Below are 12,968 nucleotides of genomic sequence, written 5' to 3' on the forward strand. Positions count from 1 at the left end.
GTCCTCGGCACCGCGCCCCGCCGCGCCCGGTGGCCGCTCGGAGCCCGCGTTCCCGCGGGCCGGCGCCCGACCTAGCGGTAGTTCACGAACTGGATCGCGAAGTCCAGGTCCTTGCCCTTGAGCAGGGCCTGCACGGCCTGGAGGTCGTCGCGGCTCTTCGAGCTGACGCGCAGCTCGTCGCCCTGGACCTGTGCCTTGACGCCCTTCGGGCCCTCGTCACGGATGATCTTCGCGACCTTCTTCGCGTCCTCCGTGGTGATGCCCTCCTTGACGTTGGCGAAGATCTTGTACTCCTTGCCGGACAGCTGGGGCTCGTTGGCGTCCAGGGCCTTCAGCGACAGGCCGCGCTTGACGAACTTGGTCTGGAGGATGTCGAGCACGGCGCGCACGCGCTCCTCGCCGTTCGCCTTCATCTCGATCTTCTCGCCGGAGCGGCTGATCTCGGCGCCCACGTTCTTGAAGTCGAAGCGCGTCGCGATCTCGCGGGAGGTCTGGTTGATCGCGTTGTCGACCTCCTGCCACTCGACCTTCGAGACGATGTCGAAACTGGAGTCGGCCATGGGTGTTGGTCTCCTTGATGCTCTGGCTTCACTGGCACGGCCCGCCCACCGGGCGTCCGCGGCCCCAGCCTATCCAGCGCCGCACCGGCCCCGCCCGTAGCGGTCGCCCGAGATTCCTTGATCGTCGCGTGATCTATCGAGTGGCGGAGCACCCCCCGGGATCGGGTATGGTTTACCAAGTCGAACGGGGCGAACGCCCCGGGAAACAAAGATCCTGGCTGGTTGCCCGAGCGGCCAAAGGGAGCAGACTGTAAATCTGTCGCGCAAGCTACGCAGGTTCGAACCCTGCACCAGCCACAGGGATACGAAAGAGCCCCTGATCTGCGGAAACGCAGATCAGGGGCTCTTTTCGTGCGCTCGAACGCGCGGCTATGACGGATGCCCGTTATGAGTGGTTTGTCTCACCTGATTCCGCCTGAATCCCGGCCCTGACCAGCACATCCGGACCAGCTACGGACCAGGATCCGGGGTCGGCGGCGGCGCCGTGCGGTTCCGGTTGAGCCGCTTCGAGATCAGCTCGTTCGCGTACTCGACGGTGCCGTGCAGGCACTTCGCGTAGACCCGGAGCAGGACGGCGACGCTGTGCCCCGCCCGCCGGGCGACCTCCGTCGGGTCGACCCCGGAGTTCAGCCCGAGCGAGATCCCCGCGTGCCGCAGGTCGTACGGCCGCTTGCCGAGCTTCGTCGCGCAGTCGGCCGGCGAGAGCACCTCGGCCCGGGCCCGCTGCCAGACGACCCCGTACCCGCTCTCCTGCACCATCCCGCCCCTGGACGTCCGGAACAGCCGCCCGTCCGGCGCGGCGCCGAAGGCGGCGACGTGCTCCCGCAGGATCGCCACCAGCTCGGGCGGGACCGGGACGCGACGGGTCGCCTTCTCGGCCCGGTGCTTCAGCCCGCGCTTGTCGTGCGACGTCCCGTCGTCCGTCCAGGCCGAGCCGACTCGCGGCCGGGTCTCGTCCAGGACGACGTAGCCCCACCCCTCGACCGGGAGGTGGCAGCGCGCGAGCGTGAGGAACACGGCCTCGGCCGGCCGCAGCCAGCCGTAGTAGAGGCAGGCGAAGAAGGCCCGGAGGTGGGCCCCGCGCTTCCCCTGCCGCCCGACCGCCTCGATGAGCGCGGCGGCCTGGTCCTCGTTGACCACCACACCGGGATCGACCTCCTCCTCGGTCTCCGGCGGCTGCCACTGGACGGTCGGGAGCGGGTTGGCGGCCAGGTAGCCCTCCTTCACCGCGTAGCCGAAGAGGTGGCCGAGGATGCGGCGCTTGCGCAGGATGACCGACGGGGCGGCCTTCTTGCCGTCCAGCTTCACCGCGAGGGCGTTCAGCAGGCGGCGCACCATCGGCGGCTCCTCGAAGGCGGAGACCAGCACGGACTGCTTCTGCACCCAGGCCAGCGCCTTGGCCCAGTCCGCCGGCGGCTCCTCGCCCCACGCGTGCACGTTGAAGGCCCAGCTGTAGAGCGCCCGACGGACGATCCGCTTGTCCGGCATGCCGGCCTTCGACTTCACCAGCTCGAACGTGACCGTGGCGAGGGCATCGGCCCACGTCGTGCGGGTCTTGGCCGGAGCCCCCTCCCATCGGGCCTCGACGTACCGCCGGCCGAGCTCGTACCAGGTGATCTGCTTCTCCTTGCGGAGCTCGGAGAGCGGCAGACCCCGGTCGACGTCGAACGGCTCACCCGACCGGGCGGCGGTGATCAGCTCGGCCTTGCGGCCGTCCGCCTGGGTCTTGGACAGGTAGGACTCGGAGAACTCCCGCCCGGCCACCGTCCATCGGACCATCCACGGCTTGCGGCGGTCCGGGCGGTGGCGGTGGTCCCAGAACGTGACCTTGTAGGAGGTGGGCATCAGGCGGCCACCTCGCAGGCGGCGAGCCACGCGTCCAGGTCGGCCCGGTCGACCCGGACCTGGCCGTTGGGGAGCTTGATGAGGCGCGGCGCCTGGCCCCGGGCGCGCATCCGGTAGAAGGCGGCACGGGACATGCCGAGTTCGGCGAGCACGACGGGGAGCTTGAGCAGTTCGCGCTTGGGCATGGCGAAGTCTCCTGCTGTGGGTGCGGAGGGTGGCTGCGGAGTGTTGCGAGCCCTCTCGCGGGCGGCGGTGGAGGGCGGAAGACGTCAGGCATGTCAGGGGAACTCGCTGACCTGCCGATACGACTCCTGGCCGGGCGTCAGGGGTTGTCAGGGCTGTCAGGAGATCTCGGCTATCCCTGACAGCCCTGACGTGCCCTGACGGCTCGTCCGGCGGCGTATCGCCAGGTCAGGGCTTTGTCCTGACGTTCCTGACGGTTACGTGATCGAGTCCGCGCCCGTGGGGGCGCTCAGCGCCGGGTGGACACGGTAGGTGACGGCCTGCGGTCGTCCGCGCTGGTTGTTCGCCGGGGGCTGGTCGGTGCGGAGCCAGCCGTGCTGTTCGAGGAGGGCGAGCGCGGGTTCGACGTCGGCGACCTTCTTGAACCGCCGGGACGACGCGACGGCGTCGTGGGCCTTGATGTGGGTGCGGTGGCTGCCGTCCTTCCTCGGCCGCTGGAGCCACTGGAGGAGGGCGTGGGCGTCCTCGGTGGCGGGGTCGGCGGCGATGAGGTCGAAGACGGCGAGGGTGTGGGCGGTGTAGTACTCGGCGATCTCGGCGGCGCGGTCGACGGTGGCGGCCTGGACGGGTGCGCGCCAGTCGCCGCCGACGTGGTCGGCGAGGTGGAGGAGCACCGCGATGCGGGCGATGTGGCCGACGAGCTTGCCCGCCCAGTCCTTGATGTGGGCGAGCGGTTCGTCCGGGCGGAGCTGGACCTCGAACTTCTCCTGGAGCTTCTCCACGGCGAGGTCGGCGGCCTCGGTCATCTTCACGGTGACCGGCTCGTCCAGCGAGGTGAGGGTGCGCAGGAGCCCGGACAGGCGGACGTCGTAGGCGGTGGCGACCGGCTCGGGGACGGGGGTGGTGCGGATCTTGCGGTAGCCGAGGTTGGAGGGCGGGAGGGAGTACAGGAAGCGGGCGAGCAGGCCGCGGTCACGGGCCCCGGGCGCGGCGCCGAGCTCCTGGAGGACGGCGGGCTGCGGGGTGACGCCGATGGTGAGCGCGGGCTTGTCGACGGTGGGCTGCTCGCGGGTGATCCGGTCGGCCTGGAGCCGCTCGCCCTTGTGGGCCTGGAGGAAGACGCCGAGGTTGGGCTTGCTGCTGTAGCGGCCGACGATGCTGTCGAACAGGTCGCCCTCGGGCGAGAGCGCGGCCAGGCAGCGGTGGACGCCGAGCTGGTGGGTGACGGTCTCGGGGGTGATGTCCCCGGAGAGGGTCAGCCGCGGGCTCGGCGGCACGACGATCTCGTCGGCGAGCATCCGGGCGCCGGAGATCTCGGCGACCAGGTGGGCGCGGTCGAGGTCGGGGTTCTTGCGGGCCTTGGCCATGAGGGCCTCGACCTCGGCCAGCGCGGTCTCCTTGGCGGTCTCGGCCTCGATGATCCGGGCGCGGGCCTCGGCGCGGAGCTCGTCCTCGATCCGGTAGACCGGGCCGGTCATGAACGCGAAGACGTCGGACTTGCGGCTGGCCGGGGGCATCGCGCAGACCAGGTAGAGGTTGGACTGCTCGCGCCAGCCGGGCCGGATCTCCACGTTCACCCGGCCGCCGGCGGCGGTCGACAGCGCGGCCAGGGCCATGGTGGCGGCCATGTCGGCCGGGGTCTGGGTGAACTCCGCCACCGCCTCCACGTACGCGCCCACCCACCCGGGCAGGGCCCGGACGGGGAACGTTGGGAGGGCACCGTGGGAGCCGAGCGGGACGGGGTCGAGCCAGGTCTCGCCGGAGGCCAGGTCCGCCAGGGCGGCGAGGGCGGCGGTGCGGACGGCGTCCAGGTCGGCCTGGTCGTCGCCGGCCATGTGGGCGAGGCGGCTGGTGGCGGTGTTGATGCGGCGCCGCTCGGCGGCCACGCGCACGACCTCGGCGTAGTAGTCGCCGTTCGCGGCGGTGGGGGTCGCCGCGATGCAGGTGTGCAGGTAGCTGGGGCCGCCGACGCGGCCCAGGTCTCCCTGGGCGCGCAGGACACCGGCCAGCAGCAGCGGGTCGACCGGCCGCTCGCCGTCGGCCATGCGGGTGATGGCGCGCCAGATCGTCTCGTGCGCGAGGTGGTGGAACGCGCTCGGGTCGCCGAGCTGGGCGGCCAGCGCGGGGATCTGGGCGGGATCGAGCAGGGCCGCGCCGATGACGGCCTGCTCGGCGGCCTTCACCTCGGCGGGCTCGGGCCGGAACGGGATCACGTTCGGGGCGTACTCGCTCACCGCTCGACCTCGCTGGAGAGCTGGTGGTGGTCGAGCCAGGCGAACGCGGAGGTGGTCTGGGCGCGGTTGAAGACCTCGATGGCCGCGTCGGGGACGCTGCCGGGGTAGACCCGGGGGCCGATGAGGCTGGCGTACAGGCGGGTGCCGTGGTGCACGCAGGCCTTGGCGGCGTCGCCGTTCCGGTCGACGACGGTCACGGCGTCACGCGGGCCCTCGCAGGGGCTGGCGTCCTCGGGGTGGGCGGCCTCGCAGACGTGCTGCGGGCCGATGGGGTTTCGGGGCATGCTGGTCCCATCTCTGTGAAGGGATGCACGGCCCCGCACCGGCCGACTCTCTGCCAAGATCAGGCGGCTGGTGCGGGGCTTCGTGCTGTGCAGGCTGGTTGTGCGGGATCGGGCTGTCCATCCCCCGCTCCGCCCGTACCGCGCCCGGAGGCGAGGGACGGGCGGAACGGCGATCGGCACAACCGGTCAGTCGCGCCCGGGACCGCAGACGCAGTCGGCGGGGGCGGCGCCCTGGCCCATCAGGCAGGCGCAGCCCAGGAGCCCGATCGGGGTTTCGACGGGCTCGCCGCCGGCGCAGTTGTCGCACTCGCCCGGGGACCAGTCCCCGAGGCTGCTGGCGTCGAACTCGTCGTGCTCGTCAAGGTCGTGCTCGGCGTACATGTTCGGGGCCTTTCGTCAGGCGGTTGTGATGGCGGAAGCGAGGGCGTCTGACACGGTGCGGTGGGTGTCCAGGGCGGCGAGCGCAGGGCGAAGCACGAAGCGGCGGCCGGGTGTTGCCAGGCCGCCGCTTCGGCGTAGGAAGGAGGGGGTGGGTTAGGGCCCGGGATGGGCCGGGATACCGGCGCTGGCACCGGAGTTGGAGAAGAGGGATTCCCATGGTTGAGGAGTGGGCAGCGCCGGCCGGGGCGGGGAGTGCGGGGCGGCGGGAGGGTCCAAGTGGAGGGACCAGGCGATGAGCGCGGCGAGGATCACGGCCACGACGGCGAGCGCCGGGGTCGCGCCGAACCGGCGAGACAGGTGCTGGGGCGCGCGGGGCACCGGCTGGAGGTCCCGGATGCGTTCGCGGTCGGGGCGTCGGCCGTGGTGCACGGCGGCGATGTGAGCGCGGCGCTCGGCTTCGGCCTCGGCCTCGCCGACATGCTCGCTGACGGTGCGACAGACCCCGCACCAGTACTCGTACGGCATCTGCCGAGCATGGCAGAACCGTCGCCGGCCGGAGGGCCGAACGTGGGCGCCCGGGCGGGGAAGCCCCTTCTGGCGGATGCCGGTCCGTACAGGGTAGGGCGGTAGGTAGGGAGCTGGTAGGGCGGGCGGTAGGCGCGCGCTGACCTGCGGTTCCTACCGTCCTACCGTTGCCCTGGGCGGCGTGCCAGGAGAGGGCGGGGGAGAGGGGTCAGGAGGTCCCCTGGAGCACCGCCGGGACGGTGCCCGGGGCGCTCTCGGGGAGAGCCTCCAACTGGACCGCGAGACGGTTGCGCTGGCGGCCGCTGAAGGTCAGCTTCTTGCCCTCGATCAGGGCCACCCCCAGGTCCTCCAGGTGGGCCCTCAGGTCGGAGACCGTCCAGGCCTCGAACAGGCCCCGCGCTTGGCCCTCCTCCAGGACGTGCGAGAGGTGCGCCGCGGTGCCCTGGTCGGACATCCCGGCGACGTAGCGGATGAGGGCGTAGAGGTCGGCATCGGAGGGAGCGTCCTGGGGCTCGTCGCCCTGGTCGTCGACCTCCTCGGAGGAGGCCTCCTCCGAGTCCTCCGTCTTGGCCCCGGAGGAGGCTTTGCCCTTCGCTGCGGCTTTCTCCTTGGCCGCCTTCTCCCGGGCGGCCTTGTCGGCCTCGGCGAGCTCGGCAGCGGCCTTGGTGTTGCCGACCGCGACCGCGACGATCACCCACAGGACGAGCACGACGGCGACCGTGGTCGGCGCGTACCGGGCGACGGGCCGGGCCAGCACGGGGGAGAAGAACAGGCCGAGGCCGAGCGCTCCCCCGACCTGCTGGCGGGTGACCTTCACGTGGGGTCGGACGATGCGGATGATCAGGCGGTTGCCCAGGCCGAACGCCGTGAGGGAGGCGCCCTCCAGGTAGCGGAGAGGCTTCATCAGGCACCGACCAGGCTCTTGAGGACGGAGCCGATCACGGTGAGCGGCAGGGCCCAGATCCCGCCGGCGGCGGCGTAGACGGACGGTACGGTGGCGCCGAGCGTAGAGTCCTTCACCGGGCCGGGCTTGGTGCCGAACAGCACGATGGTCAGGATCGCGGCGACCGCTCCCGCACCGACGTTGCCGAACGCGGCGCTCTGCGAGGTGAAGGCGTGGGTGAGAGCCTCGCCGACGGTGCCCGGCGCGCTGAAGGCCTGCCCGGCCCCGGCGGCGAAGATCCCGAAGACGATCATCAGCCAGGCGGTGTGCTCCTCCTTGTGCTTCTTGGCGAGCTTGCCCTGCTTGTCGGCCTTGCGGCTGCCGAGGATGATCCACACGGCGATGGCCAGGCAGAGACCGCCGGAACCGAACGAACCGAGCAGCTGAGAGTCCATGGTGGTGATCTCCTGGAGTCAGTGGTGGGCGGTGGAGAGGAGGGTGATCAGCGGGGCCAGGCCGAGGGCGCCGACCAGGGCGGAGGCGAACGGCACTCGCACGAGGACCAAGATGGTGAGGCCGGGGAAGCCGCGGACCTCGGAGACCCGGACGTGGCCCCACCCGCGCATCCGCAGGTCGATGAGCCAGGCGCCGCCGGCGGCGAGCGCGGCGACGGTCAGGGGCATGCGGGCAGCCAGCTGGACGGCGCCCATCTGGTAGCCGAGCACGGCGGAGGTGGTGGTGAGGATGCACCAGCGGCGGAACCGGCGGGCGCGCTCGGACTGGGGCTGACGCCACAGCACGGAGGCCCGACGCTTCTGGGCGAGCTGCTCGGCGCGGTGCCGGTCCTCGCGCTCCTCGGGGGTCTCCCCCTGCTCGCGGAACTGGTCCTCGCGCTCTTTGCGGGCGCGTTCGGCCTGCTCCTCGGGCGTCTGGCTGATCAGCAGGCGCAGGCTCTCGGCCACGGTCCGCAGGTCGTACCGCTCCTGGTCGGTGGTCTCGTCCGTGGCCGGGGGCTCGGGCTGGCCCTGGCCGTCGTCCTCGTCGGGCTGGTCGGCGGCATCATCGTCGGCGTCGGCCTTCCGGGAGCCGACGGGCTCGGTGGTCCGCTGGGCGGGGAGCGCGCTGGACGGCCAGCTCTTGCGCCACCACTCGACCACGGGCTCGGGCTCGGGCCCGGGCATGCCGACGCTGGGCGGCTCGTCCGGGGGCGGGGGAACGTTCATCGCCGCCCACCCCGGCCCCGGCGGGCGAGCAGGCTGGTGGCCCAGCAGGCCAGGGCGAGGTCGATGACCCAGAACGCCCAGCACAGCAGCATGGAGATCACGGTCTGTTCTCCTCTCAGGGAGGGGCCCGGCCGGAGCCGGGCCCCTCGGGCGGGTCAGGAGGAGCGCCACCAGGCGCGGGCGGCCGGGGCGCGGTGCCAGGCGGTGGTGCTCTGGCTGGTGCGGTGGGAGTCGATCTGGCGCTGGCCCTCGCGGTCGGCGCGGCGGACGTCGGCGGCCCGGCGCTGCTGGCCGCTCTGGGGCTGCTGGTTGCGGCGGAAGAGCTGCATCACGCGCTCCCTCAGCGGTCGATGACGGGCTTGGCCAGGTCGCGGTGGCCCAGGTGGACGGTGATGCCGGTCTTGCCGAGGCGCTTGGCCAGGGCCACGGCCACGGTGGGGGCGCGGTGGCGGCCGCCCGCGCAGCCGACGACGATGTTCAGCGGCGACTCGGCCGGGCCGGCGTCGAACGCCTCGGCCAGCAGCGCGGTCGCGCCGATCAGCTCGCGGATGCCGGGCGTGCCGAGCACGGCCTGGCGCACCGGCAGGTCGTCGGCGGTCATGTGGCGCAGGTCCGGGGAGACGTGCGGGTCGCGGAAGTGGTGTCGCAGGTCGAGCACGAGGTGGGCGAACGCGGGCGGGGCGCCGTGGAGGTAGCCGAAGCTGACCAGGCGGACATCGGTCAGGGCCATGGCGGGGGTCTCCTCGTTGGAGTCGACGGAGCAGGCAGGGGCCGGGCGGCGCCTTACGGGTTGTGCCGGAGGGCGCCGCCCGGGGCGGGGGTCAGATCTCGTCGAAGCGGAGCTGGTAGCAGTCGTCGCAGAGCGGCACGACCGTCTCCCGGTCGTTGATCTCCAGGTCGAACGGGTCCACGCGGCGCGTGACGTCCGGCTTGACCTCGTCGCAGTAGTCGCAGCGCTTCATGGCGTCGGACATGGGTGTCTCCCGGGATGGGAATCCGGTGAAGTTGCTTGCCTGGGCGGTGAGTTGGAGGGACTCAGGCCGCGAGGAGCGTGCTGCCGGTGGTCACCGTGCGTTCTCCTCGCCGGTGTCGTTGCCGGAGGCGGTGCGCTCGGCTTTGACGGCGGCGCACAGGCGGACGGCGTAGCCGGTACGGCAGCCGAGTAGGGAGCGGACCTTGCGGGTCGACAGCTCCTCGCCGGCGGCGGCGAGGCCGGCCGCCAGCACCCGGACCCGGGCGATGTCGGCCGGGTCGAAGACGCGTTCCCCGGCCGGGGCGGAAGCGTTCCCGCCGCCGTCGGTCGTGGACCCGTCGTCGGGCTCTTCGGGCTTCGGTACGGGTACGCCCGACCCGTTTCCGTAAAGGGCTTCGAGCGCTTCCGTCGTGATCGGGGAAGCGTTCCGCAGGCCGTCGGGAACGGTGTCGAGGTAGACGCCGTCGGACGGTCCGGAGGGCAGCGGGAGGGTGAGGGCGGGGAACGGGTCGTCGGGCATTCCCGGCCACAGGTCCGCCGGCGCCGGGAGCGCGCTCAGCTCCGCGACCCGGGCGCGGGCGTTGAGCCTGCGGGCCAGCAGCTCGGCCGTCAGACCGGGGACGGTGACGCCGTGGACGTACTCCCAGGCGATCCGCCACGCCTCGTCCGGCGACAACGCTCCGTAAGCGGCGGCGGACAGCAGACGGTCCGCGACCTCCCGCACCTTCGGGTGGTGCTCGGCCCGGTGGCGGGCGTGCTCGGCCCGCTCCTTCGCCGCCTTCTTCTCGGCCGTGGTCGGGCCGCGGCCGCCGTGGGTCTGCAGGTCGGTCAGCCAGACGGCGCCGATGCTGGACAGGGCCAGCACGGCGGCGACCCACCGGGCGTCGGGGTACTGCGTCCAGCCGTGGGCGAAGTTGATCCCGGCAGCGACGGCCCCGGCCGTCCACGCGCCGAGGCGGTAGGTGCGGGTGGAGCGTCCGCCCTCGGCCTGGGCGCCCATGGCGACCAGCGCCCACGCGCCGCCCTCCAGCATCGCGGCCAGCAGCACCGCCAGCAGCAGCGCGACATCGGCGTGGTCGAGCGCGGCGACCTGCGAGACCACGGCCGGCACGATCGAGCACGCCTGCACCAGCCGAACGAACGCCCGCGCCGGGTTCGCCGCGACCCAGCCGGTCACCCGGCCGAACCGCGCGGCCCGCGCCGCCCGGCGCCGCTCCTTCGCCTGCTCGGCGGCGCGCTGGTCGGCCTCGCGCTGCCGGCGGGCCGCCTCGGCGTCCAGCCGCTTCTGCTCGCGTTCCTCCCGCAGGTCCGCCCGGGCGTCGGCCCGCTCGGCCCGGCGGTCCTCGCGCCGCTCGGCGCGGTACTCGTTCAGCCCGCTCACCGCCGCCACCCCGCCTTCAGGGAGACACCGGCGGCCTCGGCGGCCTGTTCCCCGGTCAGCTGCCCGTGCCCGTTCAGCGCGTCGGCGACCCGGCCGACCCGCTCCCAGAGCAGGTCGAGCAGGGCGTCGGTGTGGTCGTGCAGCGCGGCCAGGTCCCGGCACGGGTCGTCCCCAGCACCGAAGGTGACGTCCCGGCCCGTGACCTCGTCCACGGCCCGGTAGATCTCGCGGCGGTCGCCGATGGCACCGAGCTCGGTCAGCCAACCGCGCGCGGTGTTCCACCGGCCGTTCTCCCGCAGCCACCGGTCCTGGGCCCGCTCGCCGGCGGCCAGCATGACCAGGGCGCTGTAGAGCGGGCCCGACCAGGAGGACCCGAGGACGACCGCTCCGCCGTTCCCGGCGCGGTCCGGGACCAGGCCGAGGTCGTCGCGGATGTAGACGCTCTGGAACGGGATCCCGAAGTGCAGCAGGACCGCGACGTGCCCGGCCTCGTGCGCCGCCAGCGTCTGCCGCAACTCGTCCGTCGGCAGGCTCAGGGCCGCGGTGACGGTCACCCCCGACGGCAGCGCCGGACGGGGGTTGCGGGTGGTCATCCCGTTGCGGGCGTCGAAGTGCCAGCCGGTGCGGTTCAGGGTGTCGTTCACGCCGCCACCCGCGCGACGCTGGCGGTGCGGCGGATCACGGCCGGGCGCCGCAGCGGCACCGGGGCCATGGTCAGCAGGCGCTCGGCGTAGGCGGCCAGCTCCGGGTCCTCCCGGCGCAGGTCCGCCAGGATGCCGTCTGCGGCGTCCATCCGGGCCTCGCGTTCGACGTCGCCCTCACCGGGCACGCCGGCGAACAGCCGGGTGAACTCCGAGTCGCCGGCGAGACCGAGCGCCAGCTCGGCGAACTCGTCCTCGTTCAAGGCCATCTGGCCTGCAACAATCGACCTCACGGGTCTACCTCCTCTCTCGAAGGGGGTGGGCCTGAGGGCCGCCGCGCGATCCTTGGCCGGGAGCGCGGCGGCCCAACTCATGCGGGCCCAGCTACTCGTGGTGCACGAGTAGCCATGGCCACGGCCCAACCGCGAGCGGAAGGGCCGGGCCAAAGTCACTCGTTCACAGCTCGGGCCCCATCCCGCCGGAGCGGTGCTGGCCCGTGATGCCGTCCTCTTGCGGGAGCGAGCTCCCGTTCAGGCGCGGACGGCGCGACCTTTCGGTCTTGCCCTCCGGACTGCCAAGGCGCCGGGTACCTCGGCCCGATCTGTCCCGGGCCCCTTCGCCCTGGACACGGCAGTAGCCGGCCATTCACGGGCGCGTTCGTGCAGGTCAGAGCAGCCCAAAGAAGGCCCCTCTGTGTCGCCCCTGTCTCACTCGGTGCGACACACACAACATAGGCAACCTGCTTAGGCAGGTCAAGAGAGTTGGGTTTCTCGCGCCTGTTGGGCACCTCCCCTAGCATTGGCGTATGGCCCTAGACCCGGATGACTCGCGCCCCCCGTATCAGCAGGTCAGCAGCTCTTTGCGGGCCTCGATCCTCACGAAGAAGCCGGGCTTCGAGACCGGCGACAAGCTGCCTTCCGGCCCCGAGCTGGCGAAGCACTTCGGCGTGGCGCGCGGCACGGTGGACAAGGCGCTCGACCTGCTCCGCACCGAGGGGCTGATCGTGACCCGGCAGGGGAGTGGCTCCTTCGTGCGCGAGAGAACCTCTCGGCCGGTCGGCCTGCGGCCGCACCTGGAGGCCGCCTTCGAGCACCAGCAGGTGACGCTCGACTTCGCCGGATTCTCCAGCGAGACGCTGCACAACGCGCTTCAGGAGCCGCTCGACAAGGTCCGCTCCGGACGGCTGGCGCCGGAGTCCATCACGGTCCGGCTGCTGTTGCCGGACACCACGGCGCCGATGGCCGTACCGGTCCTGGTCGACGGCCTCCAGGACGAGGCCGCCCTCCGGCAGCGCGCGCGCAACATCGCGCTGACGAACGCCGGCGGGATCGCACACTCGGTGGAGATGCTGGCCGAGCTGGGCCTGGTCCAGAAGGCGAGCGTCCAGGTCAAGGTCCACCGGGCGTCCAGCCTGTTCAAGCTGTACATCCTGAACCGGTCGGAGGCCTTCTTCGGCTTCTACCCGCTCCGCGAGCGCACCGTGGCGATCGACGACACCGCCCACACCTTCTACGACGTGACCGGCAAGGACACCACCCTGTTCCACCACGCCGCCGGCCCGGACGACGCCTCGCTCGGGTCGCAGTACGTTCAGCAGGCCCAGATGTGGTTCGACAGCGTGTGGAGCACGATCGCGTACGAGCGGCAGCCGTGAACGCCACCCCTCGGCAACTCGCTGACGTGCTGCGGCCGGTGAAGCATGTGCTGCTCGACTTCGACGGCCCGGTGTGCTCGGTCTTCGCCGGCCTCCCCGCCCCGGATCCAACCGATGCCGACCGTAAAGAAGCGTGAGGGCGTGCCGCACAGGAAGTCGGCTGGGCCGACTTCCTGTGCGAAGGGGCGGCACCGGGTATCC

Annotated in this window: 18 protein-coding genes and 1 tRNA gene; 3 read left to right on the forward strand and 16 right to left on the reverse strand. The window is 72.4% G+C overall.

Features of this window, described 5'->3' with window-relative positions; all coding sequences use genetic code 11:
* Positions 1–71: 71 nt before the first annotated feature.
* Positions 72–560 (reverse strand): YajQ family cyclic di-GMP-binding protein, encoded by a 489-nt coding sequence (locus tag ABZW03_RS26160; protein ID WP_355262984.1) that lies wholly within the window; start codon positions 558–560, stop codon positions 72–74.
* Positions 561–776: 216 nt separating this feature from the next.
* Between ABZW03_RS26160 and ABZW03_RS26165 the strand changes: the two genes are divergently transcribed.
* Positions 777–857 (forward strand) — tRNA-Tyr (locus ABZW03_RS26165).
* Between the two features lie 153 nt (positions 858–1,010).
* On the opposite strand, the gene ABZW03_RS26170 is transcribed toward ABZW03_RS26165, so the two are convergent.
* From ABZW03_RS26170 to ABZW03_RS26240, 15 genes are all read right to left on the reverse strand, one after another.
* Positions 1,011–2,405 (reverse strand): site-specific integrase, encoded by a 1,395-nt coding sequence (locus tag ABZW03_RS26170; RefSeq protein ID WP_355262987.1) that lies wholly within the window; start codon positions 2,403–2,405, stop codon positions 1,011–1,013.
* Positions 2,405–2,590, reverse strand: coding sequence for a helix-turn-helix domain-containing protein (locus tag ABZW03_RS26175; protein WP_280675284.1), 186 nt, complete (start codon positions 2,588–2,590; stop codon positions 2,405–2,407). Before ABZW03_RS26175 ends, ABZW03_RS26170 begins: the two co-directional genes overlap by 1 nt.
* A gap of 255 nt (positions 2,591–2,845) precedes the next feature.
* Positions 2,846–4,822 (reverse strand): DUF3987 domain-containing protein, encoded by a 1,977-nt coding sequence (locus tag ABZW03_RS26180; RefSeq protein ID WP_355262991.1) that lies wholly within the window; start codon positions 4,820–4,822, stop codon positions 2,846–2,848.
* Positions 4,819–5,106, reverse strand: coding sequence for a hypothetical protein (locus ABZW03_RS26185; RefSeq protein WP_355262994.1), 288 nt, complete (start codon positions 5,104–5,106; stop codon positions 4,819–4,821). The genes ABZW03_RS26180 and ABZW03_RS26185 overlap by 4 nt, the downstream gene beginning before the upstream one ends.
* 186 nt (positions 5,107–5,292) lie before the next feature.
* Positions 5,293–5,487: a hypothetical protein gene (locus ABZW03_RS26190; protein ID WP_355262997.1), complete on the reverse strand. Its 195-nt coding sequence runs from the start codon at positions 5,485–5,487 to the stop codon at positions 5,293–5,295.
* Between the two features lie 153 nt (positions 5,488–5,640).
* Positions 5,641–6,012: a hypothetical protein gene (locus ABZW03_RS26195; protein ID WP_355263000.1), complete on the reverse strand. Its 372-nt coding sequence runs from the start codon at positions 6,010–6,012 to the stop codon at positions 5,641–5,643.
* A 208-nt stretch (positions 6,013–6,220) separates the two neighbouring features.
* Positions 6,221–6,916, reverse strand: a complete 696-nt coding sequence (locus ABZW03_RS26200) for a hypothetical protein (RefSeq protein ID WP_355263003.1) — start codon at positions 6,914–6,916, stop codon at positions 6,221–6,223.
* Positions 6,916–7,350, reverse strand: coding sequence for a hypothetical protein (locus ABZW03_RS26205; protein ID WP_355263006.1), 435 nt, complete (start codon positions 7,348–7,350; stop codon positions 6,916–6,918). Before ABZW03_RS26205 ends, ABZW03_RS26200 begins: the two co-directional genes overlap by 1 nt.
* Before the next feature lie 18 nt (positions 7,351–7,368).
* Positions 7,369–8,118, reverse strand: a complete 750-nt coding sequence (locus ABZW03_RS26210) for a hypothetical protein (protein ID WP_355263009.1) — start codon at positions 8,116–8,118, stop codon at positions 7,369–7,371.
* Between the two features lie 155 nt (positions 8,119–8,273).
* Positions 8,274–8,447, reverse strand: a complete 174-nt coding sequence (locus tag ABZW03_RS26215) for a hypothetical protein (protein WP_355263012.1) — start codon at positions 8,445–8,447, stop codon at positions 8,274–8,276.
* A gap of 11 nt (positions 8,448–8,458) precedes the next feature.
* Positions 8,459–8,848 (reverse strand): RNase adapter RapZ, encoded by a 390-nt coding sequence (locus tag ABZW03_RS26220; RefSeq protein WP_355263015.1) that lies wholly within the window; start codon positions 8,846–8,848, stop codon positions 8,459–8,461.
* 91 nt (positions 8,849–8,939) lie between these two features.
* Complete coding sequence (locus ABZW03_RS26225) at positions 8,940–9,092, reverse strand: hypothetical protein (protein ID WP_355263018.1); 153 nt, start codon at positions 9,090–9,092, stop codon at positions 8,940–8,942.
* A 90-nt stretch (positions 9,093–9,182) separates the two neighbouring features.
* Positions 9,183–10,472, reverse strand: coding sequence for a hypothetical protein (locus tag ABZW03_RS26230; RefSeq protein WP_355263021.1), 1,290 nt, complete (start codon positions 10,470–10,472; stop codon positions 9,183–9,185).
* On the reverse strand, positions 10,469–11,116 hold the full coding sequence (locus ABZW03_RS26235) for a hypothetical protein (protein ID WP_355263024.1): 648 nt from the start codon (positions 11,114–11,116) through the stop codon (positions 10,469–10,471). Before ABZW03_RS26235 ends, ABZW03_RS26230 begins: the two co-directional genes overlap by 4 nt.
* Complete coding sequence (locus tag ABZW03_RS26240; protein ID WP_355263027.1) at positions 11,113–11,382, reverse strand: hypothetical protein; 270 nt, start codon at positions 11,380–11,382, stop codon at positions 11,113–11,115. The genes ABZW03_RS26235 and ABZW03_RS26240 overlap by 4 nt, the downstream gene beginning before the upstream one ends.
* Positions 11,383–11,918: 536 nt before the next feature.
* Between ABZW03_RS26240 and ABZW03_RS26245 the strand changes: the two genes are divergently transcribed.
* Positions 11,919–12,767, forward strand: a complete 849-nt coding sequence (locus ABZW03_RS26245; RefSeq protein ID WP_355263030.1) for a GntR family transcriptional regulator — start codon at positions 11,919–11,921, stop codon at positions 12,765–12,767.
* Positions 12,764–12,904 (forward strand): hypothetical protein, encoded by a 141-nt coding sequence (locus tag ABZW03_RS26250; protein WP_355263033.1) that lies wholly within the window; start codon positions 12,764–12,766, stop codon positions 12,902–12,904. The genes ABZW03_RS26245 and ABZW03_RS26250 overlap by 4 nt, the downstream gene beginning before the upstream one ends.
* The last annotated feature ends 64 nt before the right edge of the window (positions 12,905–12,968 follow it).

The organism is Kitasatospora sp. NPDC004799 (assembly GCF_040609095.1).
Classification (GTDB): domain Bacteria; phylum Actinomycetota; class Actinomycetes; order Streptomycetales; family Streptomycetaceae; genus Kitasatospora.